Raw genomic sequence first — 25,677 nt, forward strand, 5'->3', positions numbered from 1 at the left:
CCACTCCCGAACTATAAAATATCAAAAATAAGATTACCGTAAGCATCCACCCTGCCGCGGGCGAATGGAGGAATAACCAGAGTGGAACTGTACTCGACTATTATTGCCGGACCCTCAACCCTGTTACCCGGTAACAGTTTTTCACGATCAAATATTCTGGTTTTAAGCTTATGTGAATCAAAAACAGTCTCAGTAAGACCAAGTTCAGCTTCTTCAGGAATTTCAACAGTAAAATGTGTTGATTCAGAAAATTCAGGTTTGGCCGGAACACCCTTGGCCCGCAGCCTTATATTAACAATCTCAACTGTCTTATCTTCGTTTTTATAGCCGTAATTCTGTTTATGCAGGTTGGCGAATTCCTCAAGCCAGTCACCCTCAAATGGCACAATGATTTCAAAAGACTGACCCTGATACCGCATATCCAGAAAACGCTCTATGATGATACTTTCTGAAGAAAACCCCTCCGCTTCAAGTTCGGCCCGGCCTTGAGACTCAAGCGGTGCAAATTTATTTTCAATATCCTCAGCAGATGTATTTTTCTGCTCACACATAACGGTCAGCGAATAATCCTTGATCACGTCAGCCATTACCATTCCTACGGCGGAAAGAATTCCCGGATTCTTTGGAATAAATAATTCCGGGATCGATAAAAGCTTAGCCAGAAAAGCACAGTGCATGCCGCCTGCCCCGCCAAAGGAAAACATGCAGAACTCCCGCGGATCATAACCCCGCTCAACTGAAATAACCCTGATGGCTCTCTCCATATTGGCATTGGCAATATCAAGTATCCCTTCGGCCAGTTCAACAGGATCAAGACCAGCTTTTTGAGCCATGGCTTCAAGAGCATTATTCATCGCAGCTGTATCAAGCTGCATCTCTCCACCAAGAAAATATTCGGGGATCAGCCTTCCAAGATAAAGATTGGCATCGGTAACGGTAATTTCCCGACCTTTGCCATAACAGACCGGTCCGGGATCAGCTCCGGCACTTTCGGGCCCGACATTAAGCGATCCGCCTTCATCAATACGGGCTATGGACCCGCCACCAGCACCAACAGTATGGATGTCGATCATCGGTACTTTTACGGGGTAGTCGTCAATTTTAGTTTCTAGAGTCAGTGGCAGTGAGCCATCAATCAAGGCAACATCAGAGGAAGTTCCGCCCATATCAAAAGTTATCAACCTGTTATAGCCAGCAATTCTGCCGATAGCTTCCGCTCCGACAGCACCCCCTGCCGGACCGGATAAAATAGTACGCACCGATTCTTTCATAGCAGTTTCAACAGAAATGGATCCACCGTTACTCTGCATTATGCGTAAAGTATTGCTAGCTGATTTTTTACGAAGCCTGTTAAGATAGCCCGACATTTTTGGAGAGACATAAGAGTTGATGACAGTTGTGGAAGTGCGCTCAAATTCCCTGAACTCAGCCAGAATTTCATGGGAAAGAGATATAGGAGCCTCACATTCCGTCTGCAATTTGCGGATCATATTTTCATGCTCAGGATTCAAATAGGAAAACAGTAAACAGACTGCTATGGATTCAACTTCCGCATCTTTAATCAGTTCAAAAACTTTTCTTACATCAGCTTCAGAAAAATCCTCAATAATATCACCGTTTGAATCAACCCTGCCCGGAACTCCAAACCTCAATTCATGCGGAATAAGAGACTCTTTTTTAGAGAATGAAAGATTGTATAGTTCATAGCGGTTCTGACGGCCGATCTGAATAATATCTTCAAAGCCCTTGTTTGTAATCAGAGCGGTTTTAGCTCCCTTACGTTCAAGAATGGCATTTGTGGCAACTGTCGATCCATGAACAACCTGAATATCCCTATCTCCGGCAATATGTTTAATCCCGGCAAGAACCGCTCTGGAAGGATCATCAGGAGTGGAAAGCCTTTTGTGGACTTCCCATTTATCACCGTCCTTAAAAATAAAATCCGTAAAAGTTCCACCGGTATCAACTCCAACTATCAGCACAATTTCTCCTCAGGCATCAGCCGGGCAATTAAAAAACAGACTATTACTCAAGCTGACTTCTCTCAGTAAAAAATAGAATTTCATTCAAACTAAAAGCTACTGACTTATTTGATATTATGACAGTTTTCAATACGGATATTAACAGCTCAAATATTTTTACAGAATTTTTAGCATTGTAGTTACTTTGCACGACATACATAAATACTGATTTATATATATTGTTTCCGCTTTAATTAGTGTTCTTAATCCACGCTTAATTATATCAAAATTAATTAACACTCAGTTATCGAGGTTACTATGTTTTTTATTGCTCCCTATAAGTTAAAATCACCACAACTACTAATTTTGCTACTCATCATTTTACTTGCTGCAACAAATTCATTCGCAGCCATTAGCAAAGCAACTAATGAAAAGAACAGACTGGACAAAACCACTTCTACAAAAATTTTCAATCATCTCAGGCAGAATCTCTGTAATTTCAAGAAAAATGCTAACGGCAAAATCTATTCTTCAACTATTGATGGAGACCTTGTGTTTGAATCAAATTCAGCTTCAGCTGTATTAAAAAACGGTAAAAGCTGGTTCGGCCTTAATCTCAGTGGTTACGGCCGTGACACCCAAATATCCCAAACAATTGCCCCACGCATAACTTCATCCGGAACGACCTTAAACAAAACATATAAGAATATTACCGAGTGGTATAAAAACAAAGGTACAAATATAGAGCATGGGCTGGTACTGAACAAAAAACCATGTGGAAACGGAAACCTGAATTTCTATTTCACAACATCCGGGAACCTTGAGCCGCAGATGAAAGGTCAAAATATAGTTTTCAGCGGCAAAGATGCAATCAGCTATTCAGGCATGAAGGCATGGGATGCCAATGGTAAAAAAATTTCCTGCGCTATGAAAATCAGTGATGATAAACTTGTTTGGACCATTGATGACACTTCTGCCGAATATCCCATAACTATTGACCCCACTATTTCATCCATAAAAGAACTTTCCAATGAAGGTCTTGTCCAGAAGGACTATTTTGGCGGGGCAGTTGCCGTTTCTAAAGACACTATAATGGTCTCAGCCTTAAATCATGCAGTTAACGGAACTAACTACGCAGGAATAGTCTATGTTTTTTCAAAAGATGAGGGTGGCACGGACAATTGGGGTTTATCCCAGAAACTGGCTCCAGAACAACCATTTGAATACGGCTCTTTTGGAAATAGTCTGAGTATTTCGGATAATATTGCTGTCATTGGTGCTTTGAGAGAAAATTATATCGGCGCAGCTTATGTCTATAGTAAAGATAATAACGGTAAATGGGCGCTGGACCCTGAATATGGAACAAACGGCAGAATAGCTCCACCCTTGGATGGTTCTCTGCGCTTTGGATCAAGTGTTTCAATCAGTGAAGGAACTATAGCTATAGGAGCTCCATCCTATAAAGAAGATCACACTTATTCAGTCGGCATCGCTTTTATCTATAAGGCTGGAGACTCAGAACCAAAGACCATAAAATATTATGATCACAGTTATCAGGCAGAAGCTAATTCATTTTTCGGAGCAAGTATTTCCGTTTCACATGATACACTTGCAGTAGGAGCATACGGTATAGGTAAAGTTTTCATTTTCAGCAGACAGGGAGATACATGGAGACGCACTGCTGAAATCAGTGGAAACGAATCAGATATATACTTTGGATATGCAGTAAGTGTGAACAACGGGACGCTGGCAATTTCCGCACCGGGTCGTGTAAACATTTCTAGTTCTGAGGAAAAAGGATCTGTATATCTCTACAATGACAAGAATGGACAGTGGCAGCTGACTCAAAAAGTGGTTGCCTTGACTGACTCTGGGGAAGTTGAATCTGACGTTACCCATTTTGGTCAGAGTGTTTCTGTTCACGGGAGTAAACTTGTGGTTGGAGCTCCTGGTAAATTAGCAGACAGACATACATCAGGTAAAGCCTATATATTCTTCAAAAGAATTGAAGCTGATGGGGGTATAAATTGGCGGCCATTCCAGAAAATATATCCTGAAAACTCGATCAACTCCGCTAACCATAATTTAGGATCAAGTGTCTCGATATATGATAATATAGTTGTAGCAGGAGAACCAAGTCCAAATGAGGGACAATCTCAAAGTGGAGTTGGTTTGGCCTTTGTATGCCAGATACCTGAAGACTCTGATTCAGACGGCCTCAAAGATTCATGGGAACAAGGCTATTTTGGAAATCTGGATCAGACTGCTGACGGAGACTATGATAACGATGGTGTGAGCAACTATGATGAATTTTTAGAAGATACAAACCCGGCAAATGCTGAGGACTTCCCTAAAGGTGCTGTGCTAGATATCACTGCAACAATAAAAGTAGGCGAAGATGTAACGTCAATTGTTGTATATGTTGATGGAAAACCATGTGAAACATCTTTCACTGACCTTGGTAACGGTCAATATTCTATAGAATACACACTCCCATACGGAACTTCACCGACTGAACCTTTCTATATTAAAGTAAACGATAAATTCAGCGGCGATCCTTCTTCAACATCTATAATCATAAAAAAAGACACCATAAACATGGTCCCGGTATTTCATTTACTACTGGGGTAGTTTATAAAATCTATATAAGCATAATTAGATAATCAAAAAAAATATCATAATAGCAGCTTAAATCTATTTATATAAATAAATTTAAGCTGCTATTATTATGTACCAATTACATCATGCAAAAGCCAATTCTCAAGTTCTTCAACTTTTTCTGGCAAGAAAAACCTATCATTACAGTTCTTACGGGAAAATTCTTTTACCGCTAGAATCTGCTCATCAGACATATTTAGAACCTTTTCAAAAGCTGCTTCAAATTCTGCAGCTCCGGATTTAAATGGCAGCAGAAAATCACTAAAAGCATCCGGCCAGACTTCACAAATCCCACCAACATCTCTTGATATGGGTAGTAATCCTTCTGCCATGGCTTCAAGCAACGTATTCGGCAATCCCTCAAAATATGAAGGAAGCACAAACACATCCGCCATGCGCAAATATTTTGAAACATCTTTAGTGAAGCCTATCCACTCAATTTTATCAGCTAATCCTAATGAGTCGCAAAGTTCATGAAGTTCTTTTTCAATATTTCCGGTACCAAGAATAATACATTTGAAATCAAACTGAAATCTGGCAAGTGCGTTTAATACATCCTCATGCCCTTTGCCTTTGTTCAGCTGTGAAGTACATATAAATGTTAATGGCCTATTTACTGTAAGTTTATGTTCGGAAAATATCTTTCCATTTAATACAACCTTAGTATCAGACTTTTTTATATATGGAAGACTCTTCACAAATCCGTCACGTATATATTCACATGGACACAAAAAAAGGGGCTTAATCCAATTGTGCAGAAAATCTACCTTCTTGGTATATGGAATATCCTCTGGTAAACCTATTCTTTGGACCAAAGGTATACCAAGAAGCTTTGCAGCAATTCCAGCAGTGGTCAGGTCCTTACCAACATTAATAATAACTACATCTATCTTTTTAATTTTAAATTCATAAATAAATTTAGCAATTGCAACTGGATTAAAATCAGGTCCAAACCATGCCTCTTCCCCGTGTCCTGCTTTCTCTCTGCATTTTTCTACAAATGCTGGCTGTCTGCCCCAGATATAAACATTATTTCCACGGAGTTTAAGTTGTTCCGCAAAACTTACGACCCATGATTTTACCCCACCCCATTTATGGGTTGAGTTTACAAATGCAATATTCATCTTTGCCACCTAATATAAAAAATTAACTTGAGACCTGAATAATCAAAGGAATGAAATTTTACTTAAAAATTATACGGTTCAAGAAAATGGAGATTTAACCAATATCCCTTGATGCAGCAAGATTTTCTAACTTAAAATTTTTTCACAATTTCCATATAAATAAATCTTATAACTGGGGATAATATTTCTCATTTCCTTAGAAAAAATTAAAACAAAATCTCTTTCGCGATAATTCAAAAGGATAAAAACAATTTAGATTATTTTTTACTGGCAAAATCTGGTGACATTATAATTTTATTAAGAAATATAAAGATATCTCAAGTTCTGCCGATAAATAATTCATAGTCGAATATTACCGGGAGAAAATTATGGGACTTGATCTTAAAATTGGAGCTGCCAGTGCTAATCAGATAGACAGCTCTGCTTTCAAAATACATACAGCTGAGACCGATTCTGCTGAAAAAGAAGCAAAAGATTTAAAAATAAAAACCAAAGATTCTGTAAGCATTTCCGCAGAAGGTCTTGCGAAATCAGCTAAAAAGACGACTTCAGAAGAGTCGTCTCAGGAAGACCAGACTGTAAAGATGCTGCGCGAAAAAATTAAAGAAATAGAAAAAGAGCTTAAAGAATTAAGACAGAATCCAGAACAGAATAAAAAGGCTATAAAGATGAAAGAGCAGGAACTGCAACAGTATCAGGGAATGCTTATGGATATTCTTAATAAAAAGAAAGGAGCAACCGGCGGTGGTCAACTTGGAGCTGCTGGAGGGACACCTGTCAAAGGTAACCCAAGCTCACTGACCTAAGTTAAGGATAGATTTATAGTTTTAAGATGCTACTCCCATCACAGCACACAAAAAAGGGTTAACTTGATATCAAGCTAACCCTTTAATTTTGCTATTTGTGGATTTGTGTTCTTATGTACAAATACGATACGAAGAATCTTTCATGAAATTTAGATCATTATATTATTCCTGCCAACTACCAGTAGCCTTAAACAACATCATTTTCATTCATGACATGATCTCTAATAAGTTTGAGGCAGCTCCATACTCTTCTTATCCAAACAGTTATCAATTTCTACCAAATAGGGATAACTCCAGAAAATAATTATATAATTTTGCAAACTAATTAGAACCAAATATTAAATAAAAATAATAAAATTTAAATTCAGTTCTAGATTTTTAGAATGCATTTAGTTTACAGTTCAATTAAAGGAAAATAGAAAATCATTTTTCACACAAGATGATTTAAGAGTATCTGGATTTATTACTTAAAAGATCTACGATCACCTGTCTAAAAAAATGCTTCTTCGTTATTTGGATGTAAACATCTAAATAAATCATAAAAACGACTGATATCATATTTAAAATTTTAAGGGATAAAGTTTATGAGTAAACTAAAAATTGCAGTTATAGGCTCTGGCTATTGGGGTAAAAACCTGATCCGCAACTACGATCGCATAAGAGCACTCAAGACTATCTGCGACACAAACTTAGAAAAGCTTGCCAATTTTAAAGAACAATACCCTCAAGTAGAAGCCACTACAGACTATACAACAGTCTTAAACGATCAAGACATTGACGGAATTGTAATTGCAACTCCAGCAGAAACACACTTCATGCTTGCTAAAGAAGCCTTACTTGCAGGTAAACACGTCTATGTGGAAAAACCTCTCGTTTTAAATGAAGGTGAAGCAGAAGAACTTATTGCCCTTGCGAAAGATAAAAAACTTATCCTGATGGTTGGCCACCTTCTACAATTCCATCCAATTTTTATTAAACTAAGAGAACTAGCATGTTCAGGCGATCTTGGACGTATAAATTATATTTATTCCAACCGATTAAATTTAGGTAAAATCAGACGCGAAGAAAACATTCTATGGTCTTTCGCTCCTCATGATATCTCTATGATTTTGTCACTTCTAAATGAAGAACCTGAAAAGGTCATCGCAACTGGCGGCAATTTTCTGCACAAAAAAATTGCCGATGTAACCACTACCCACATGTCTTTTCCTTCTGGAGCAAAAGCTCATATTTTTGTTTCATGGCTTCATCCATTTAAGGAGCAAAAATTAGTTGTTGTAGGTGACAACAAAATGGCTGTTTTTGACGACACTCTGCCATGGGATGAAAAACTTCTGCTTTACCCGCACAAAGTAGAATGGGAAAACAACATTCCAATTCCGGCAAAGGCTGAAGCAGAAAAGGTCGAAGTTTTACAAGACGAACCTTTATTTATGGAGTGCAAACATTTTCTAGACTGCATGGAGTCTGGCAAGCCCCCTAGAACTGATGGAGAAGAGGGATTGCGCGTTCTTAAGGTTCTCAATGCTAGTCAAAAGTCGCTTAATGAACAAAGTAGAGAAGTGTTTATCAGTCCAAGTTCCAAGGAAAATCCTGTAAATATACATAGAACGGCTGTAGTTGACGCTGATGTAAATATTGGAGAAGGAACTAAAATCTGGCACTTTTCTCATGTTCTAGGTGGAACGACTATAGGTAAAAACTGTAATATAGGACAAAATGTTGTTGCTGGACCACATGTAAAAATTGGAAATGGATGTAAAATTCAGAACAATGTATCGATCTACAAGGGTGTAACTCTTGAGGATGATGTTTTCTGCGGCCCTTCTATGGTTTTCACCAATGTGTTTAACCCTCGTGCTCATGTTGCCCGTATGAATGAAATCCGTGAAACTGTAGTTAAAAAAGGAGCCACTCTCGGAGCTAACTGCACCATTGTCTGTGGAAATGAAATAGGTCAATATGCTCTCGTCGGAGCCGGTGCAGTGGTAACAAAAAATGTGCCCAATTTTGCACTGATGGTTGGCAATCCTGCTCACAGAATAGGATGGGTATGTAAGTGCGGAGAAATTCTGCCCAGCTCTCTAGAATGTCTTCGCTGTAATTCAAAATACGAAGAAAATAATGAAAATAACCTGACTCTTTGCGAATAGTGGAATAATTTTTTAAATAAAGTCTAAAGATATAGATAATATAATAAAAGTCTTTACCTTAAAACCAAAACCTAGCACTTGCTAAAATATTATAACAACCACAAACAAAGCTAATAGAATATCAAATGACGCACACCGATAGTATGACCAAAATAAAAATTATCATGGTACATGTTGATCCATGCATACGGGTTTTGAAACAAGTTTCAGCGCTTAAAACACGCGGAGTATCTGTAGATTTATTATGCACAACTCTTAAAAATAATCCATCTATAAAAGAGCACGTCGACAATGTGTATTACTATTCAAACTTATATAATTTACGATCATTCCTTGAAAACAACTATACTAATTGGGATATAATACATTGTCATAATGAGCCTAATTCTCATATTGAAGTTGCAATTAATGTTTGTAAGCATAGGCCTGTGATATACGATTGTCATGATATGACAAGTATGCGTACCAACGTTACAAAAGTAGAAGAAGAATTAGAGGAATACTGCTTTAAAAGAAGCGCAGCAGTTATTCACGTTAGCGAGGGGATAAAAAAATATGCTTCTCAAAAATATGGACGCAACCTTTCTATTGTTCTTCCTAGCTTTCCGTCATCAAGCCAAATGACATTCAAACGCAAGAACAAAGTAGATGGCAACCATATGGTTTATTTAGGAGGGATTGTAAATAATCCTGACACAAAGTATTCATATAGATACTACTTGCCCATGTTTAAAGCCATTTGTGACGCCAACATTCATTTACATGTATTCCCCGCCAAAAATGCTCCATGGAACCTTCTGAAAGAATACACAAATACATTCGCTGATAACAGTTATTTCCACTGCCATACCCCTTTACCCTACAATAAATTGATTGAGGAGATAAGCCAATTTCAGTGGGGTTTTTCTGGCTTTAACCTTGATTATATTACTTCAAAACAAACAATTAACTTTTTGCACAGTGCATTACCCAATAAATTTTTTGACTATTTGCTGGCAGGTGTATGCCCCGTTGTAATTAACAACAATACTGCGGCCGAATTCGCAATTAAGTACAAGCTTGGATATCAAGCTTCAAACATTGAAAATTTGGTAGAGATATGTAGAGACAAAAAGCCGTACAGCCCTATTGAAGATACGGGCATAATTGATATGAATGTACAGATAGACAAACTAATAGCTGTATATCAAGCAGTTTTAAAGGATACCGAAAAAGAACAAGAAGCGCTTACATTTTCCTACGAAACTCAACCCAAAAGGAATATTAATTTTCCAATTATTCCTTTTTTGAATCTAAAATCAAATGATTCATGCCATAGTATTCTACAAATGCTTCTCCAATACTATACATCCGGAGTGTGGCTACACAAAGAAGAGAATTGCAATTTCTCTCATACATCATGTGATACCCACGCATTTTACCTTAGTTCCTTCAATAAACTTTACCTTAGCGGTAACAAAGAAGTTATAAGTCAAATTAGACAAATAGCAGACCTCTTACTAGGATTAAACAATCAGAATTATAGAGGAAATTTTGGATGGGGTTTGGGAGCACCGTATGTGAACAGACTAAATTCTAATAAAAAGAATCCTCCAGTCAACCCTAGCAATACCTGCTATACATACACGTCCTCAATGGTTTGTTTAGCTCTACTTGAAGCTTTTGAGATCACCGGTGAGCAACGCTACCTCACTGCATGTACTAAATGGCGTGAATCTTTCTTCAAAAACATAGGTTTTCACTCTGGAAATGATTGTTGCCTCTATGCTGACAATGAAAGTTATCGCATTCCAGAACCCATTTTTATCCCCAACGTCACACCTCTCTTTATGGGGTTCTTGTCTGAATATTCTAGAGTAAGTAAATCGACAAATGATCATAGGCTCATTCAACGCCTTGGTGAAAAATTTATAAAACTAAAAAGTAATGGTAACTGGACCTACTCAACAGGAGCAACTGAAGATCTTCTTCATTTAGGCATGATCGCTGAAGGTTTTTATCTTTCTAAAGATATACTAAAAGAAGATGTTGATACTTCAAGCATCATTACTTCAATGATTGATATGATGTTCTACGATATTAAAGTTAATTTAACCCCTGTATGTTTGGGATCTTCAAACTGGGGTCCAGCTTGGGCCTTATATGCTTTTTTACTTCACAATGCTCCCAAAGAATATATCGCAGCAGGAATTGATTTTCTTGCGAACAACCCGCAAATAATGTTGTATAACATAAGAACAGCTTCACTTTATGCTCGCTTTTTTAGCAAATTGTAGCTTTTAAAATTCAAGGTGGGTATTTAATATGAAGCACAAAATTCGCTCACTAAAATTAATCGTCAACAACAATTGTAATTGTTTTTGCAAAATGTGTGATGTCGGCATGTACCGTAAACAAAAAGTTTGCAGTGCTAAACATTAAAGGTGTCGGCACTAGTCTTCAAGAAAAGTAACTATTTGGTGAGATAGGAGCTTACGCGAACAAGGTATATAAGCTCTGAAAAATTCAAAAAACTAGCTGATGGGGTTCCTCACAGAATCCCGTTGGCCCTTTTCAACTTGTGGTCTAATCGTCATCCGGCAGCATCAGGATAATACAAGGCTTCATATCATCATCTGGACCGCACTGGCACACCACTTCAACTTCTTAAAGTTCCTCGGCGATGACTACATTAAAAATGAAACCTAAAAGCTGATCCTACTCAGGTCCAGTTTATCCTGCATAGCTAGCAAGCACATGGAGAAGAGATCATGGAGCCGTCCTTCTACGCTCTGCCCTTCGCCTTCAAGACCTTTCGGTGGAGTGATGTATCTTTCGTGCAGATTCAAAGACACCGCTACTGGAACCTTGAATCCGGTCTCCTTGGCCTGTTCGGTCACATCGATTAGGTTTCCGCCTTCGATTGCTTGTTTCCGAGTGTAAGAAAAGATTACGTTGAACAGTGACTCATCAAGCCCATGTACCAGTAAATCTCCTTCAATTTCATATTGTTAAATAATTCTTAAAATTGAAAATTATCCTGATTGGTTTGATTTGGTCACTGGGGGCTGGTGATTTTTTGGGGTGATTCTGGGGATCAGGTGGGGATGTGGGCTGGTGGAGATGGTTTGTGATCGTTGCTGGTGTTTCGATTTCTTCGGTTGACCGAAGGTGACGGTGACGTGTTCTGTTTAAAACAAAAAAAACTTTTAATTATTCACCATATATTATAAACATAATTCTTATGAAAATTAAGAGTCAGAAGATATCACCCATGCTAATAGCATTCAGAAAATATTTCTTAACAATTGCAATATGTTGTTTCAACTTTATAATTATCCAACAATCTTGTGCAGCTGATGAACAATCGTTCAAAGAGATCACTGACAAAACAGAAGCTTTTTATGCAGGCTATTTTCAGGTGGTAGGGCATGGCGAAGGAGAGTCAAAAAGTATGGCTCTGCTTGCAGCTAGATCAATAGCTCAAGCTGAACTAATTGGAATCATAAACGGTATACAGATTGAACGGAAGACAGCAATTAAGAACGGAAAAATTGATGTAGATGTTATTCTAGCTAGAAGCCAAGGAATGATAAAATTTGCTTCTGTTTGTGGTGAAAAATATGATTCTAAGTCTGGCGAAGCTGAAGTTTGCCTGAAACTAGAATTACGTTCTGGTGGATTAGGAGATCTCGTAGAAGGACTGATTGATAATGTTAAGTAGCCCCGTCCTGTATACATTTGCAAGACCAATTTCTGCGTTGTTTTGCTTAGTATTACTCATATTAAGTCTTATCTTTACTCTTCCACAGACTTTATATGCTGATGGCAAAAAACAAATTTCAAAAAACTCAATAATTGTTGAGTCAGAAGGCATGGCATGCCTCGGGCAGGATAGGACAAGAACTCAAACTCAAAAATTAGCTCTCGATACTGCAAAAAGAAAAGCCTCTGAAAAAGTTAGCACATATGTTTCAATAAAAACGGAAGTGGTCAAAGGTAAACTGCATCAAGATGTCGTCGACGTTTTCTCAAAAGCGACCATTAAAGTCCTTGATGAGATTGAAAAAGGTTGGGTCAAGTCATCAGAACAAAGTGAATATGTAGATAGCTGTTATCGAATAAAAATCAAAGCTGAAGTTATTCCGTCTGAACATAAATTCCAAGAAAAAAGCATCGGTCAAATAGATAATCCTAGAGCTCCACTTAATATCCAATTATGGACAAATAAGGATACTTATAATCTTGGCGACACGCTTAAATTTTATTTCAAAGGAAATAAACCTTTTTACGCCAGAGCTATATATAAAGATTCTAATGACAATCTAATTGAAGTAACTCAGCATAATAACAACAGATATTATAGAGGTGGTGTCATCCACGAAATTCCGGGAAACAAGGACAATTTTACCCTGATGGTTACACCCCCTTTTGGAAAGGAAAAATTAATTTTATATGCATCAACCAAACCGATAAACGGATATCAAGGGCAGAGTGCCGGAAACCTGTATGTTGTGAAAAACAATCCCCGGAAAATAGGAATGGAGACTCGTGGGTTAGCCGTTTTGGCTGGCAATTCGGATGTAAATAGTGCGGGGGGGGCAGAGTTTGCTGAAGTTGATGTTGAAGTTCAGGTTATAAATTAGAAATAATTGATCGAGAATTTGAAATATTGAGCAGTATTCTAAACTGTTTTTAACAGAAGTAAATTCTAAATTAAAGCAATTTAAGTGTATGTTATTTTAACTATGTATACTGCACTTACATTATGTAATTCACAACAACTTAATTAAGAGAACTATGAAAAATATTTTTTTGTTTTTATGTTTCTTCTAAACTTAGCAGGTTGTGTTACTAATATTAATCCTGACACTGAAGTAGTGGAAATGTCTGAAAGAACATATTTAGTAAAAACTTCTAACGATAAAATGACAAAGTTCATTTTAATGTGTGAAAATTTATATATAAAGAGGGCATTTAAAAAATTATTGTTATTTTGTGAAAAAAACCGTGCAACAAATAAAAATGATATTGTTTATTCTTTAAATCTGATTGCCCATATCCTAACTTTTGATAATATTAATTATGAAAAAGCATTGGAACTAAATGAACAAATATATAACGAAATTGATATTACAGATTATACCTACCAAATAAGTTTTAGGAAAATATACACAGAAGAGGAATATTTCTCTGGAGAACAATATGCGCTAGGAGTAGCTGCAACTCCTATTGTTATGATTGCGACACCAATATTATACGTATTCGGTACGTCGGAGCAACGTAAAGGGATTGGTGGGTATTTTGATAAATTAACAAGTGGTAAAAAATCTGAAACTGAAAAAGATCTTATAAATTCCAAGTTTATAAATACTTTTTTTAATATTGCTCTCAAAAGAATAAAAAAAATATCAACCAAAAGACTTATTTATCTAAACAGGCAGATAGGAGACATAGACGAAGCAGCTATTTGGGAGGAAAGATATGAAGGTCTCTAAGTTTATTTTATGTCTTTTCTCTTTTTTAGTCAGTGTCAATGTTGGGACTGTTAACGCTGACAAACCTCTAATCTCTTCGTTAAGGCATTATTACGACGATGGCAAATACGTTAACGTGATTAGTGAGGGAACAAAATTTTTAAATGATGTCGATGGAGTTGATGTCGTTCAGCTAGAGGGGATTTACCAAAGTGGAGCTTTATTCTCACCGGATATTTTTTTTCTCTCGTTATTTCCAGCAGGATGGTTTATGTGGCCAGTAACGATTGAGGGGCTCTAATTGATGCTGAAATGGCAGAAAAAATTAAAATGGGTGCTGAAATTTTTGAAAATCCATATTATACTCAAATTGATCGGTTTTTAACAAAAAGACAGCAATCTGTTTTTTTTAAGTTAGTTGGGTTGTCATATTATCATCTGGGTGATTTCAAAAATGCAGAAAAATTTTTAGATCTCAGTTTGAGAATATTAAACACGTTTAGATTAACTGTATCTAGAGAAGATCGTCGGTTATCATACCTGGAAGGATATTCTTTAGCAATTGATGCTCTCATAGATTCTCTGTATAGGTTAAAAGAATATGATAAGTGTTTTGCATGTATTGAAAAATATAAGTCTATGGTTTTGTTTGAGGCTCTTACATCTAATCCTACTCAAAAGTTTAAAAGAATTATAAGAGAAAAAAATATAGAACAAGCAGAACAAGAAGCAATCATGTCAAGTCATATACTATCCACAGAAGGTCTTAATAAATTAAAAAAACGCGGAATTACAATTGTAAAAAATAACTATAATAACATTAATTTCTATTATTTTCATAGTAGTGTTGCGCAAGAGAATGCAAATGTAAAATCAACTCCACATAAAAAAAATAGAGCATATATTACGTATTTCCTTACAGAAGATTGTCTATATTCATTTCTTGTATATAATAAAAAAATAATAAGCCATGCAAAAATTAAAGTTGAACGTAGCACAATAGTGTCGTTGATTCATGGTCTTAAAGCTAATCTTTCTCATACTGACTCTGTATATAATGGTATTGTTCAAAAATTGTTTCAAATTACGTTAGGTGAGCACATAAATATTTAAAAAAAAAAAATCAATCGATTATTTAGTAATATCTCCTTATGGAGTGTTATCTGATTTGCCATTTATTGGTTTAAAAGGAGAAAAGAAAGTTCTTGAACTATTTGCCATCCAATATGTTTATTCATTAAGTTCATGGATAGCATTGCGTGCACGAGATGCCGCACACAGTTCGAGTTCAGACCAAAGCTTGAATACATTTTTGATAGTAGGTGATCCAGAAAATAACAAATGTGCGCCGCTGCCTGGTGCTACAGTAGAGGTTCTTCAGATAAGTGATTTGTTAGAAAATGTCCCAAAGGACAATGTTTGTTTATTGCTAGGAAAAAATGCAACAGAATCAAATGTTAAAAAAATGATGAAAAAAAGCTCGCTGGTTCATATTGCTAGTCATTCTTTTTTTGACGAGGATAAAGTTGAAAATAGCAAAATATGTTTATGTCCAAGTTCTGAAGAAGATGGTTGGTTACATCCCTCAGAAATCCAATCTCTAGTTTCTAATCATATTTGGAAAATATTTGTAATGTCTTCCTGTAGCAGCGGACGTTTGAAACAGCTAGGAGGAGACTATTATGGGTTTACTCGCAGTTTATATCTTGCAGGTGCGCAAAGGGTGATTTCTACACTGTGGACTATAGACGATGTTAGTACCAATAAGCTGATGGTAAAATTTTATGTAAATATGTTAATCTTGAAACAAGATGTCACAGTTGCACTCCGTAATGCCCAGCGTGACTTGGCTCTAACGGGTGACTCTAACTGGATGGCATTTAAACTAGATGGCTTAGGTGGCCGAATAGCAATTGATCAAGGTGAATAAATGAGAACTATTCTTTTTTGCATATTACCTGTTCTTATTATGGGGTGTAGCTCTGGAAAGCATATACTTATCGTAAAGGATAATACCGCATATACAGAATGTAATAAGTATAAACAGGTGTGTTCTAAATGGAAAACTATAGAAGCATTTCGATGTGCAAAGATGAATAAGAAAGGGCAATGTGTTAAAGCAGAGTACTATCCATTAAATGTATGTGATAAGTATAACAATGTTCGCGATTACACATGCAATGATGAGGGACAAAGAGTTGTTCAAGATGATGTCATGTCTTTTTGTAAAAAAGTAGTAAAGTCAGATGAAGAAAAAGAAAAATATATAATTATACACGGTGCTGTGCAAATGTATTGCAATGAGTATATTTTAAGAACTGATAATAGCATAGAAAATTCATTAGACTTTTACAACTAAAAAATAAATGCTTAATAGTTTAAACCGATTTGTCTTGGAATTAACCATAAATATTAATAGGCTCATTTACATAGTTGCTGGTCTATGATACATTTTTAAACATCAACTAAATCAGAAAGATGTCACAGTCTTGGCCTTTCTATCGGGAATTTAAATGCAATATTGTAGATTTGTTTTTTTGCTGTGGTGTATGTTATGGGTGCTGCCTGGAAACGATACCCCAAGAAAACTCTACTTTCGGATGGCACTAACTTGGGGAGGTTTACATTTTCAGTTGCTAATCTTTTAATTATAACGACAATCACAGCCCAACTACCCCCCGGTTGGCACCAAAGGTTGCCACCACCCCAAAAACACAGCAAATAAACGCAAAAAAGGGTTAACTTGATATCAAGTTAACCCTTTAATTTTGCTATTTGTGGTGACCCCGGCAGGAATCGAACCTGCGACACCAAGATTAGGAATCTTGTGCTCTATCCTACTGAGCTACGGGGCCACTTTATGTAATCGCCTACTATGGAATAAACCTATTTTAGCGGCTGAGGCAGAGATATATAGCTGACAGTTACTTTGAATGCAACTTATTTTTTAGCATAGCTCAGTAAGCATTCAAAATAGATTAAATAGTTTTATGGATGTTTATGCAAAGCTGAAAAGCTTTATGGCTATAAGGCAGGATGGGCAGAATGGGCAGATTACGGCAGGTGGGATAATTTTTATTTTCCGGCATTGAAATTATTCGAAAGCTATACCCTGAAGGTATAGGTAAATTTTCAACAAAATCGTTACGAAGTGTTGACAGCCGTAAACTTTCATGCCAGATACCACCCAGCTTAACACTGTTAAGCGAGGTAAAAAACTATGAACGCAAGCACTATTTCTCCCTTTGAAGGGACACCTAAGCAGCCGTTGAGAAATCTTATTCTCGACACTGCCAGAAAATTATTTGCCGAGCAGGGATACGCAAAAGTATCCATGCGCTTTCTGGCAAAAAGAATAGGCTATTCCCCGACAACTATTTATCACCATTTCAGAGATAAAAAAGAGCTTTTCCTGTGCCTGACAGAAGAAATCTACAGGGATTTTCTGAAAGTTACAAATGAAATAATTGATCGTGAACAAAATCCAAGAGTAGCTCTTAAGAAAATATTGTACACTTTTGTTGATATGGGGGTAAGAAACCCCAATGCCTATAGAATTGGGTTCATGATGGAAACAGATATAAGACCAAATCATGAAGCACATTTTTCCGGAAATCCACTGGGACGTACCATGTATGAGCGTATCAACGACTGTGTCTGCAAATGCATGAAACATCCCGAGAATCAGGATCAGGTAACATTATCCGCTCACGCTGTAGTTGCCGCTTCACACGGACTTACCGCTCTTTTCGTAGCTTATCCCAACTTTAATTGGGGGCCGATTGACAAACTGAAGCAGAAAGTCATTGACCCGGCCGTTGATGCTATAGAATAGCCGCTGCGAAATCATTTTACATCGATCTGCGCAGACTAAGAATCAAATCATTTTAAGGAATTCAATAATGCCTGAAACACGTAAAAGCTTATCAGCCAATACGGATCACAAACATTCAGAACATAGACAGGTTCTCCCTTTTATTCAGCCGGCGGAGGCTTTAAAACGAGTAATCTCACGCTTCAAATCTATCCAGAGCCCAGATGGCTACTGGGTTTTTGCACTGGAAGCAGATGTCACAATCCCATCAGAGTACATCATGTTCAACCGCTTCCTCGGCCGCGAAATGGATCAGGAAGTTGCTGACAGATTAAAAAACTATATCCTCTCCAAGCAGATGCCTGACGGAAGCTGGCCTCTGCACGATGAAGATGGAATAGCCAATATCAGCGCCTCGGTAAAAGCATACATGGCTCTTAAAATTCTTGGCGAAGACTGGAACGAAACGCACATGATCAGGGCAAGGAAAATGATTCTGGCCATGGGCGGAGCTGAAACATGCAATGTTTTTACAAGAATATGCCTGGCCATGTTCGGGCAGCTGCCCTGGCATACCACCCCGGCAATGCCTGTTGAAATCGTTCTTCTGCCGGAATGGTTCTTTTTCCATTTGAACAAAGTTTCATACTGGTCGCGTTCAGTTATTTATCCGTTACTAATTATTTACGCTAAAAAACCGGTCTGCCGTCTGCGCCCGGAAGAATCCGTGCCTGAATTATTTCAGAAACGCCCGGAAGACATTATCCACATCGACAGATACAGGGATAAAGGTCTGCGCAAAAACATGTTCATCCTGCTGGATAGAATCGTTAAGCGCACAATGCACCTGATCCCCAAAAAGATATCTAAAAAAGCACTGGATTTTGCAGAAAACTGGACTCGCAAACACATGGCCGGATCAGGCGGAATAGGAGCTATCTACCCTGCTATGGCCAACGCGGTGATGGCTCTTCAACTGCTGGGCTATGATGAATCAGATCCTGATTTTGCCAGAGGACTGAAAGCCGTTGACGATCTGGTTATAGACCGCTTCAACCATGATGCTGATGGCGCTTCTCCTTTCACCGTTATATCAGGTGGAAGAGACCTTTCAGCAGCTCCTGAGCTTGATATTTCTCCTGAGAATGAAACCGCTTCAAATCAGGAACAATCACTCTGCCAGCCCTGCAATTCGCCGATATGGGACACCTGCCTGACTCTTTCAGCTATACTTGAAGCAGGAGAGCCACAGGACAGCGACACCGTAAAAAGAGCTGTAAAATGGCTCTTCAGCAAGCAGATAACCTTCCGTGGAGACTGGACTTCCAAAGCTCCGGGACTCGAAGGCGGAGGCTGGGCTTTCCAGTTTGAGAACACCTTTTATCCTGATCTTGACGACACCGCCATGGTCCTCATGGCTCTGGTGCGCGCAGGGGTTCTGGATATGCCCGAATTTCATGAGAAATTCGTACTCGGTGTCAACTGGCTCATAGGCATGCAAAGCTCCAACGGCGGTTTCGCAGCATTCGATATAGATAACTGTGCCCTGTATCTTAATGATATTCCTTTTGCAGACCACGGAGCTCTTCTCGATCCGCCGACTTCAGACCTTACCGCAAGGGTCATAGAACTTCTTGGAGTAATGGGATTCCGTAAAAACTTCACTCCGGCCAAGAGAGCCATCGAATTTCTGAAAAATGAACAGGAAGATGACGGCAGCTGGTTCGGCCGCTGGGGAGTAAATTATATTTACGGAACATGGTCTGTCCTCTGCGGACTTAAGCAGATCGGTGAGGACATGAATTCATCCTATGTACGCAAAGCTGTTGAATGGTTTTACGAACATCAGAACTCTGACGGAGGCTGGGGTGAAACATGTATGACCTACAACGAACCCGGTCTTGCCGGAATGGGACCAAGCACCCCTTCGCAGACATCATGGGCACTGCTGGGACTGATGGCCGCCGGAGAAGTAAAAGATAAGCGAGTCAGCCGTGGAATACGCTATCTGCTCGAAAACCAGAAAGAAGACGGAACATGGGATGAAAAATTCTATACTGGAACCGGATTCCCGAGAGTTTTCTATCTGCGCTATCACGGATACAGCCAGTACTTCCCCATGTGGGCTCTTGGAGTTTACGACCGCCTTTCTAACGATGAACTGACCCTGCAACTTTCTTTGCGCCGCCAGTCACCCTTTGACATTGGCAAAGACTGGCAATAAGGTTTATCAGCTTCGAAAGATTAGATAATTAAATCCGTAAAAAGATTTAACACAGGATAAGACCACACAGAACTTATCTTGAATAAAAATCGTATTGTAAAAAAACGCGGAGGAGGTATTAAATGCCTTCTCCGTTTTTAGCATCCAAAAACAGACACAGCCATGAAAAACATCTGCGAAATATCTCATCCAGTAGCCCCTTTTGAAACAGGCCCGGAGAAAACAATCCATTTTCACTGCCTGATGCAGCGTCTGCAGGAAGTTGCAACAGCTCATGCAGAACGTGAAGGCTTCGGGATCACGCATCTTGAAGACAAAAACAGTTTCTGGGTCCTGACATCAATAAAAGTAGAAATCGAGAGGTTGCCTGTTCAGGAAGAACTGTTTACTGTTAAAACATGGGCTAAAGGAGTCAAAAGACTGCGTGCTTTCCGTGAATTTTTGTGTTCCACGCCAGATGAACATGGTATCATAAAGGCCAGTTCAGAATGGATGGTGCTCGAAAAAGAAACCGGCAGACCGCAGGATATCAATAAAATGGGGCTTGATCTGCTTCCAATACCGGATGCAGTATTTGATGTTCCCTGTAAAAGACTGCGTGCTCAGACAAATGTGGATCTTCTGTCATCGAAGCGGGTCCCCTACAGTGTGCTTGATTCAAACGGACATGTGAACAACACCAACTATCTGCGCTGGTGCGTTGATGAGATGAGATTTTCCGGATTTGAGCTGGAAAAAATAAAATCTCTTAGAATGTCTTTTCTATCAGAGCTTTTTGAAGGTGATAAAGTCAGCATTTACAGCTGCGAAACTGATCACGAAAAACAAAACAGGTATCAAATCGTAAGGGACAATGATGAAATACCGGTATTTGCTCTGGAAATTGAATGTTCATAACTGTTTCAAGACTTCTGAGCCTTGACTTCATATATAATATTAGTTAAAAAAACCGCCTTTCGACCTACATCCGGAAGACGAAAGCCGACCAAAGATGACTCTTGGCTGCCCAGTCGTTATAACTTAACGCATATAATACAGATCGTTGCAGCCCGGAAAGATCGATTTTAATGTTTTCTTATTTAACAAATTACAAATTTCTTAATTGCAACTTCCGCAGGGAGAACAGTTCGTGGAAATCCAAGTTTCAGGACAACAGGTAGAAGTGAAAGAGGGAGCCGCTTGCGGCGAAGTCCTCCAGGAGGCACTATCCAAAAAACAGTTCAAGAACGTTGTTGTAGCAAAATGCAACGACACCCTTCTCGATCTCAGCACTACCGTACCCACCGACTGTACTGAACTTGAGCCTGTTTTTGCAGATTCCGAAGAAGGTCTGGATGTAATCCGCCACTCAACCGCACACCTTATGGCTGAAGCGGTAAAAAAACTTTTCCCTACAGCAAAAGTTACCATCGGCCCATCCATTAAAAATGGGTTCTACTATGACTTCGACTATGAACGCCCTTTCACTCCCGAAGACCTTGAGGCTATTGAAGCAGAAATGCTCAGCCGTGTAGGTGCCAACGAAGAGTTCTGCCGTGAAGACGTTAGCGCTGCGGAAGCACTCGAAAAGTTTAAGGGAATGGGCGAAGATTATAAAATCGAGCTTATAAACGACCTTGGTGCTGATCAGGTTTCCATTTATACCAACGGAGATTTTTCAGACCTTTGCCGCGGACCTCATGTACCGCGCACTGGTATGATCAAAGCCTTTAAGCTTCTTTCTGTCGCAGGCGCATACTGGAGAGGTGATGAACACCGCCAGCAGCTTCAGCGCATTTACGGAACAGCATTTGCTGATCCCAAGGCTTTGAAAAAACACCTTAATCACATCGAAGAGGCTAAAAAGCGCGACCATCGCAAGCTTGGAAATCAGCTTGACCTCTTCCATATTGATGATGAAGTCGGTGCAGGTATGATCATCTGGCATCCTAAAGGAGCCATGATCAGAACCATCCTTGAAGACTTTGAACGCAAGGAACACCTGAAACGCGGTTATAGTTTTGTGCAGGGTCCGCTCATTCTCAAGAGAGAGCTCTGGGAACGCTCAGGACACTACGACAACTACCGCGAGAACATGTATTTCACAGAAATTGACGAGCAGGCTTATGGAATCAAACCCATGAACTGCCTCTCTCATATGCTTGTTTTTAAATCCCGTATTCGCAGTTACCGTGACCTCCCTCAAAGGTACTTCGAACTCGGGGTTGTCCACCGCCATGAAAAATCCGGAGTTTTGCACGGACTTCTTCGTGTCCGTTCATTCACACAGGATGATGCCCATATTCTGTGCCGTCCGGATCAACTCAGAGATGAAATCATAGGGGTGGCCGAATTCGTCGGTGACGTAATGAAACTTTTCGGATTTGAGTATGAAGCTGAAATCAGCACTCGTCCTGAAAAATCCATAGGATCCGATGAAGACTGGGATCGCGCAACAGACGCGCTTAAAGATGCTCTTGAAACCATGGGCCTTGATTATTCAATCAACGAAGGTGACGGAGCTTTTTACGGTCCCAAAATCGATATAACCATCAAAGACGCTTTAGATCGCCGCTGGCAGTGTGCTACAATCCAGTGTGATTTTACCTTGCCAGATCGCTTTGACTTGGTATATGTCGGCGATGATGGTGCCCGACACAGGCCGGTGATGCTTCACCGGGTTATACTCGGCTCCATTGAACGCTTCATAGGTGTTCTTCTTGAGCACTGTGGTGGAGCGCTTCCAGCCTGGCTTTCCCCCGTTCAAGCCAGAATACTTACTGTCACTGACGCACAAAATGAATTTGCCGAAAAAGTATTGCACAAACTGCAAGAAAAAGGCATTCGTGCCGAAGCCGACACACGAAATGAAAAACTGGGCTACAAAGTTCGGGAAGCTCAGCTTGAAAAAATCCCGTACATGCTTGTCATTGGTGACAAGGAAGTCGCAGCGGAATCAGTCAATATTCGTTCCCGTGATGCTGAAGACCCCGGTCTAAAAACTGTGGAAGAAGCCGCGGAACTTATTTTGACTGAGATTAAAGAACCTTTCAAACGCGGAGGCATGAGCTATATCTTTTAATAGAGATGGTAGGCGCCCGTATCGCAGGGATGACGGTGCCCGCCGAAACGAGCGTATTCGAGTTCCTCAGGTCAGGGTTGTAGATGATGAGGGTAATCAGTTGGGAGTTCTTCCAACTAATAGGGCCCTTGAAATCGCAAGGGAAAAAGGTCTTGACCTGGTTGAGGTTGCCGAGAAGGCAGATCCTCCTGTTTGCAAAATCATGGACTATGGTAAGTTCATGTATCAGCAGCAGAAACGTAAACAGGAAGCGAAGAAAAAGCAGACTGTAATCCAGATCAAAGAAGTAAAATTCCGTCCCAAGACCGATGAGCACGACTATCAGACAAAGCTCAAGCACATCCGTCGTTTTCTTTCCGATGGCGACAAGTGCAAGGTTACTATCTTCTTCAGGGGCCGTGAAATTGTCCATAAGGACAGAGGCTTAGCCGTTCTGGAGCGCGTTCAGGAGGAGACTCAGGATATCGCAAAGATGGAACAGAGTCCCCGGACTGAAGGCCGCACCATGAATATGATGCTGGCTCCTATTAAAAAATAAATATTCCGGCTTAGTGCCGGTTATGTTCTAAGGAGAAAAAATATGCCTAAGATGAAAACAAGAAGAGGCGCTGCAAAGCGTTTCTCCAAGACCGGCAGTGGTAAGTTCAAACGCCGCAGGCAGGGACTTCGCCACATCCTTACTAAAAAGGATTCCAAGCGTAAAAACAGACTTGGAAGAGGCACAACCGTTGACGGCGCCAATCTTGGCCAGGTCAAAAGGATGCTCCCCTACTCCTAACAGCCGGGTAGTCTTAATATAACTTTTTCTGCCCGTGTGTTTTTACCGTGGGTGGTTTCTCACTTCGGAGGATTGAAATGAGAGTTAAACGTGGTCTTGCCGCGAAGAAGCGTCATAAAAAATATTTGAAAATGGCGAAGGGCTACCGCTCTGCCGGAAGTCGTCTTTACCGTACCGCCAGAGAACGTGTTGAACGTGCTCTGTGTATGTCCTACACAGGACGTAAACTCCGTAAACGCGATATGCGCAGTCTCTGGATTCAGCGCATCAATGCAGCCGCACGCATTAACGGAATGTCCTACAGCCGTTTCATGAACGGACTGACAAAGGCCGGTATTGAACTTAACCGTAAAGTGTTGGCAGACCTGGCTGTCAGCGACGCAGCAGCATTTGCAAAGCTCGTAGATACGGCTAAAGCCGAGGCCAATTAAATGTCGGACTTAAGGTCCCTTTTACAAGATTTAGATAGCCTGGTCCCGGACTGCGAAGCACGTCTGGGCCAGGCTTCTTCTTTGTCGGATTTGGAAGAGGTACGAGTCGAATTTCTGGGCCGTAAAGGCCGTCTTGCCAAAATAATGTCAGGACTCCCGGCCCTTAGTAAGGAAGAAAAGCCCGCCGCAGGAAAAAAAGCCAACGAAGTAAAGACTGCCCTAACTGAAAAGATAGAAGACAGACAAGCCGCCGTTGAACGTGCAGCTGTACTTGAAAGCCTTTCCCGCTTCGACCCCACTATGCCCGGACGCAAACCCCAGGAAGGTTCGCTTCATCCGGTCACCCTCGCTATGGATGAAATCTGTGATGTTTTCATCGGTCTTGGTTTTGAAGTTGTTACCGGCCCTGAAGTTGAAAACGACTGGTACAACTTTGAAGCTCTGAACATCCCGCCTGAACATCCGGCGCGTGATATGCAGGATACCCTCTATGTTTCTGATTCTATCCTGCTTCGCACCCACACTTCACCTTTACAGGTGCGCACAATGCTGGAAAAGAAGCCTCCTGTAGCAGTAATTGCTCCGGGCAAAGTTTACCGCAGGGACTCAGACATCACCCATACCCCGATGTTTCACCAGATTGAAGGCCTCCTCGTTGATAAAAATGTCAGCATGGCCGATCTGCGCGGAACCCTTACAGCTTTTGTACGCCAGCTTTTTGGAAGCAAAACAGACGTAAGATTCCGTCCAAGCTTTTTCCCGTTTACCGAACCAAGTGCCGAAGTTGATATTTCCTGTGTTATGTGCGGCGGAAAAGGTACCGTTGACGGAAAACCATGCCGAGTCTGCAAGCAGACAGGCTGGGTTGAAATTCTCGGTTGCGGTATGGTTGATCCCAATGTTCTGGGATCAGTTGACTATGATGCCGAAAAATATTCAGGATTTGCTTTCGGACTGGGCATTGAAAGAGTCGCCATGCTTAAATACGGCATAGGTGACCTGCGCATGTTCTTCGAAAACGACATCCGTTTTCTGGAACAGTTCGCTTAAACCGGACTGCATTTTACATAAATATAACAGCCCGCAGGCCTTGCGGGCTTTTGATGGATTGGCTGTTTCCGGCAGCTTGAGAGCCTGTAAACCGGGTTCTTAAAATTTCTGAAATTATACGGCATTTTTATCTCTCTGAACGATATATTTTGCGTTCACCC

22 protein-coding genes and 1 tRNA gene are annotated in these 25,677 nt (G+C 39.9%); 19 read left to right on the forward strand and 4 right to left on the reverse strand.

Annotated features, from left to right (window positions below; genetic code table 11):
* Nucleotides 1-11 precede the first annotated feature (11 nt).
* The gene (locus G496_RS0115265; RefSeq protein WP_027180023.1) at nucleotides 12-1,982 is read right to left on the reverse strand and encodes a hydantoinase/oxoprolinase family protein; all 1,971 of its coding nucleotides are present in this window, start codon (nucleotides 1,980-1,982) and stop codon (nucleotides 12-14) included.
* Between the two features lie 297 nt (nucleotides 1,983-2,279).
* Here G496_RS0115265 and G496_RS0115270 point away from each other — a divergent pair, with 297 nt between their 5' ends.
* Nucleotides 2,280-4,592, forward strand: coding sequence for an FG-GAP repeat protein (locus G496_RS0115270; protein ID WP_027180024.1), 2,313 nt, complete (start codon nucleotides 2,280-2,282; stop codon nucleotides 4,590-4,592).
* 95 nt (nucleotides 4,593-4,687) lie between these two features.
* Here G496_RS0115270 and G496_RS0115275 read toward each other — a convergent pair whose 3' ends face one another.
* Complete coding sequence (locus G496_RS0115275) at nucleotides 4,688-5,743, reverse strand: glycosyltransferase (protein ID WP_027180025.1); 1,056 nt, start codon at nucleotides 5,741-5,743, stop codon at nucleotides 4,688-4,690.
* A 368-nt stretch (nucleotides 5,744-6,111) separates the two neighbouring features.
* Here G496_RS0115275 and G496_RS0115280 point away from each other — a divergent pair, with 368 nt between their 5' ends.
* From G496_RS0115280 to G496_RS0115290, 3 genes are all read left to right on the forward strand, one after another.
* Nucleotides 6,112-6,549: a hypothetical protein gene (locus tag G496_RS0115280; RefSeq protein WP_027180026.1), complete on the forward strand. Its 438-nt coding sequence runs from the start codon at nucleotides 6,112-6,114 to the stop codon at nucleotides 6,547-6,549.
* Between the two features lie 584 nt (nucleotides 6,550-7,133).
* Complete coding sequence (locus G496_RS21590) at nucleotides 7,134-8,702, forward strand: Gfo/Idh/MocA family oxidoreductase (RefSeq protein ID WP_027180027.1); 1,569 nt, start codon at nucleotides 7,134-7,136, stop codon at nucleotides 8,700-8,702.
* 143 nt (nucleotides 8,703-8,845) lie between these two features.
* The gene (locus G496_RS0115290; protein WP_169725771.1) at nucleotides 8,846-10,978 is read left to right on the forward strand and encodes a glycosyltransferase; all 2,133 of its coding nucleotides are present in this window, start codon (nucleotides 8,846-8,848) and stop codon (nucleotides 10,976-10,978) included.
* A 408-nt stretch (nucleotides 10,979-11,386) separates the two neighbouring features.
* Here the strand turns inward: G496_RS0115290 and G496_RS21535 are convergent, their stop codons facing one another.
* Nucleotides 11,387-11,581, reverse strand: a complete 195-nt coding sequence (locus G496_RS21535; protein WP_245577941.1) for a hypothetical protein — start codon at nucleotides 11,579-11,581, stop codon at nucleotides 11,387-11,389.
* A 374-nt stretch (nucleotides 11,582-11,955) separates the two neighbouring features.
* Here G496_RS21535 and G496_RS0115300 point away from each other — a divergent pair, with 374 nt between their 5' ends.
* The 7 genes from G496_RS0115300 (at nucleotide 11,956) to G496_RS0115330 (ending at nucleotide 16,517) form a co-directional block, all read left to right on the forward strand.
* Complete coding sequence (locus tag G496_RS0115300) at nucleotides 11,956-12,405, forward strand: hypothetical protein (protein WP_156900677.1); 450 nt, start codon at nucleotides 11,956-11,958, stop codon at nucleotides 12,403-12,405.
* A complete protein-coding gene (locus G496_RS20065; protein WP_051295097.1) occupies nucleotides 12,395-13,327 on the forward strand; it encodes a DUF4384 domain-containing protein in 933 nt (310 codons plus the stop codon). Before G496_RS0115300 ends, G496_RS20065 begins: the two co-directional genes overlap by 11 nt.
* Before the next feature lie 240 nt (nucleotides 13,328-13,567).
* The gene (locus G496_RS0115310; protein WP_156900678.1) at nucleotides 13,568-14,179 is read left to right on the forward strand and encodes a hypothetical protein; all 612 of its coding nucleotides are present in this window, start codon (nucleotides 13,568-13,570) and stop codon (nucleotides 14,177-14,179) included.
* Nucleotides 14,166-14,459, forward strand: a complete 294-nt coding sequence (locus G496_RS0115315) for a hypothetical protein (protein WP_027180031.1) — start codon at nucleotides 14,166-14,168, stop codon at nucleotides 14,457-14,459. The genes G496_RS0115310 and G496_RS0115315 overlap by 14 nt, the downstream gene beginning before the upstream one ends.
* A gap of 11 nt (nucleotides 14,460-14,470) precedes the next feature.
* A complete protein-coding gene (locus G496_RS0115320) occupies nucleotides 14,471-15,271 on the forward strand; it encodes a hypothetical protein (protein ID WP_027180032.1) in 801 nt (266 codons plus the stop codon).
* Between the two features lie 13 nt (nucleotides 15,272-15,284).
* The gene (locus tag G496_RS0115325) at nucleotides 15,285-16,088 is read left to right on the forward strand and encodes a CHAT domain-containing protein (protein ID WP_281171288.1); all 804 of its coding nucleotides are present in this window, start codon (nucleotides 15,285-15,287) and stop codon (nucleotides 16,086-16,088) included.
* A complete protein-coding gene (locus tag G496_RS0115330) occupies nucleotides 16,089-16,517 on the forward strand; it encodes a hypothetical protein (protein ID WP_027180034.1) in 429 nt (142 codons plus the stop codon).
* Between the two features lie 419 nt (nucleotides 16,518-16,936).
* Here the strand turns inward: G496_RS0115330 and G496_RS0115335 are convergent.
* Nucleotides 16,937-17,013: transfer RNA gene (locus G496_RS0115335), tRNA-Arg, on the reverse strand.
* A gap of 365 nt (nucleotides 17,014-17,378) precedes the next feature.
* On the opposite strand from G496_RS0115335, the gene G496_RS0115340 reads away from it, so the two are divergent.
* From G496_RS0115340 to pheS, 8 genes are all read left to right on the forward strand, one after another.
* Complete coding sequence (locus G496_RS0115340; RefSeq protein WP_027180035.1) at nucleotides 17,379-17,993, forward strand: TetR/AcrR family transcriptional regulator; 615 nt, start codon at nucleotides 17,379-17,381, stop codon at nucleotides 17,991-17,993.
* Nucleotides 17,994-18,060: 67 nt separating this feature from the next.
* Nucleotides 18,061-20,196 (forward strand): squalene--hopene cyclase, encoded by a 2,136-nt coding sequence (gene shc, locus G496_RS0115345; RefSeq protein WP_034633519.1) that lies wholly within the window; start codon nucleotides 18,061-18,063, stop codon nucleotides 20,194-20,196.
* Between the two features lie 162 nt (nucleotides 20,197-20,358).
* Entirely contained in the window at nucleotides 20,359-21,093 is a 735-nt protein-coding gene (locus G496_RS0115350) for an acyl-[acyl-carrier-protein] thioesterase (protein WP_027180037.1), read from the forward strand.
* Between the two features lie 232 nt (nucleotides 21,094-21,325).
* Entirely contained in the window at nucleotides 21,326-23,257 is a 1,932-nt protein-coding gene (gene thrS, locus G496_RS0115355; protein WP_027180038.1) for a threonine--tRNA ligase, read from the forward strand.
* The gene (gene infC / locus G496_RS0115360) at nucleotides 23,247-23,795 is read left to right on the forward strand and encodes a translation initiation factor IF-3 (RefSeq protein WP_084407591.1); all 549 of its coding nucleotides are present in this window, start codon (nucleotides 23,247-23,249) and stop codon (nucleotides 23,793-23,795) included. Before thrS ends, infC begins: the two co-directional genes overlap by 11 nt.
* A 42-nt stretch (nucleotides 23,796-23,837) precedes the next feature.
* Nucleotides 23,838-24,035 (forward strand): 50S ribosomal protein L35, encoded by a 198-nt coding sequence (gene rpmI / locus G496_RS0115365; protein WP_027180040.1) that lies wholly within the window; start codon nucleotides 23,838-23,840, stop codon nucleotides 24,033-24,035.
* Between the two features lie 77 nt (nucleotides 24,036-24,112).
* Nucleotides 24,113-24,466, forward strand: coding sequence for a 50S ribosomal protein L20 (rplT, locus tag G496_RS0115370; protein WP_027180041.1), 354 nt, complete (start codon nucleotides 24,113-24,115; stop codon nucleotides 24,464-24,466).
* Nucleotides 24,467-25,516 (forward strand): phenylalanine--tRNA ligase subunit alpha, encoded by a 1,050-nt coding sequence (gene pheS / locus G496_RS0115375; protein WP_027180042.1) that lies wholly within the window; start codon nucleotides 24,467-24,469, stop codon nucleotides 25,514-25,516.
* Nucleotides 25,517-25,677 lie beyond the last annotated feature (161 nt).

It is taken from the genome of Maridesulfovibrio bastinii DSM 16055 (genome assembly GCF_000429985.1).
Lineage (GTDB): Bacteria > Desulfobacterota > Desulfovibrionia > Desulfovibrionales > Desulfovibrionaceae > Maridesulfovibrio > Maridesulfovibrio bastinii.

Coding starts and splice junctions, on each gene's coding strand:
- rplT (WP_027180041.1), top strand. CDS start 24,113: ATGAGAGTTAAACGTGGTCTTGCCGCGAAGAAGCGTCATAAAAAATAT.
- G496_RS0115270 (WP_027180024.1), top strand. CDS start 2,280: ATGTTTTTTATTGCTCCCTATAAGTTAAAATCACCACAACTACTAATT.
- G496_RS0115310 (WP_156900678.1), top strand. CDS start 13,568: ATGTCTGAAAGAACATATTTAGTAAAAACTTCTAACGATAAAATGACA.
- G496_RS20065 (WP_051295097.1), top strand. CDS start 12,395: ATGTTAAGTAGCCCCGTCCTGTATACATTTGCAAGACCAATTTCTGCG.
- G496_RS0115350 (WP_027180037.1), top strand. CDS start 20,359: ATGAAAAACATCTGCGAAATATCTCATCCAGTAGCCCCTTTTGAAACA.
- G496_RS0115300 (WP_156900677.1), top strand. CDS start 11,956: ATGCTAATAGCATTCAGAAAATATTTCTTAACAATTGCAATATGTTGT.
- G496_RS0115320 (WP_027180032.1), top strand. CDS start 14,471: ATGGCAGAAAAAATTAAAATGGGTGCTGAAATTTTTGAAAATCCATAT.
- G496_RS0115315 (WP_027180031.1), top strand. CDS start 14,166: ATGAAGGTCTCTAAGTTTATTTTATGTCTTTTCTCTTTTTTAGTCAGT.
- G496_RS0115275 (WP_027180025.1), bottom strand. CDS start 5,743: ATGAATATTGCATTTGTAAACTCAACCCATAAATGGGGTGGGGTAAAA.
- shc (WP_034633519.1), top strand. CDS start 18,061: ATGCCTGAAACACGTAAAAGCTTATCAGCCAATACGGATCACAAACAT.
- rpmI (WP_027180040.1), top strand. CDS start 23,838: ATGCCTAAGATGAAAACAAGAAGAGGCGCTGCAAAGCGTTTCTCCAAG.
- G496_RS0115340 (WP_027180035.1), top strand. CDS start 17,379: ATGAACGCAAGCACTATTTCTCCCTTTGAAGGGACACCTAAGCAGCCG.
- G496_RS0115330 (WP_027180034.1), top strand. CDS start 16,089: ATGAGAACTATTCTTTTTTGCATATTACCTGTTCTTATTATGGGGTGT.
- G496_RS0115290 (WP_169725771.1), top strand. CDS start 8,846: ATGACCAAAATAAAAATTATCATGGTACATGTTGATCCATGCATACGG.
- G496_RS21590 (WP_027180027.1), top strand. CDS start 7,134: ATGAGTAAACTAAAAATTGCAGTTATAGGCTCTGGCTATTGGGGTAAA.
- G496_RS0115280 (WP_027180026.1), top strand. CDS start 6,112: ATGGGACTTGATCTTAAAATTGGAGCTGCCAGTGCTAATCAGATAGAC.
- pheS (WP_027180042.1), top strand. CDS start 24,467: ATGTCGGACTTAAGGTCCCTTTTACAAGATTTAGATAGCCTGGTCCCG.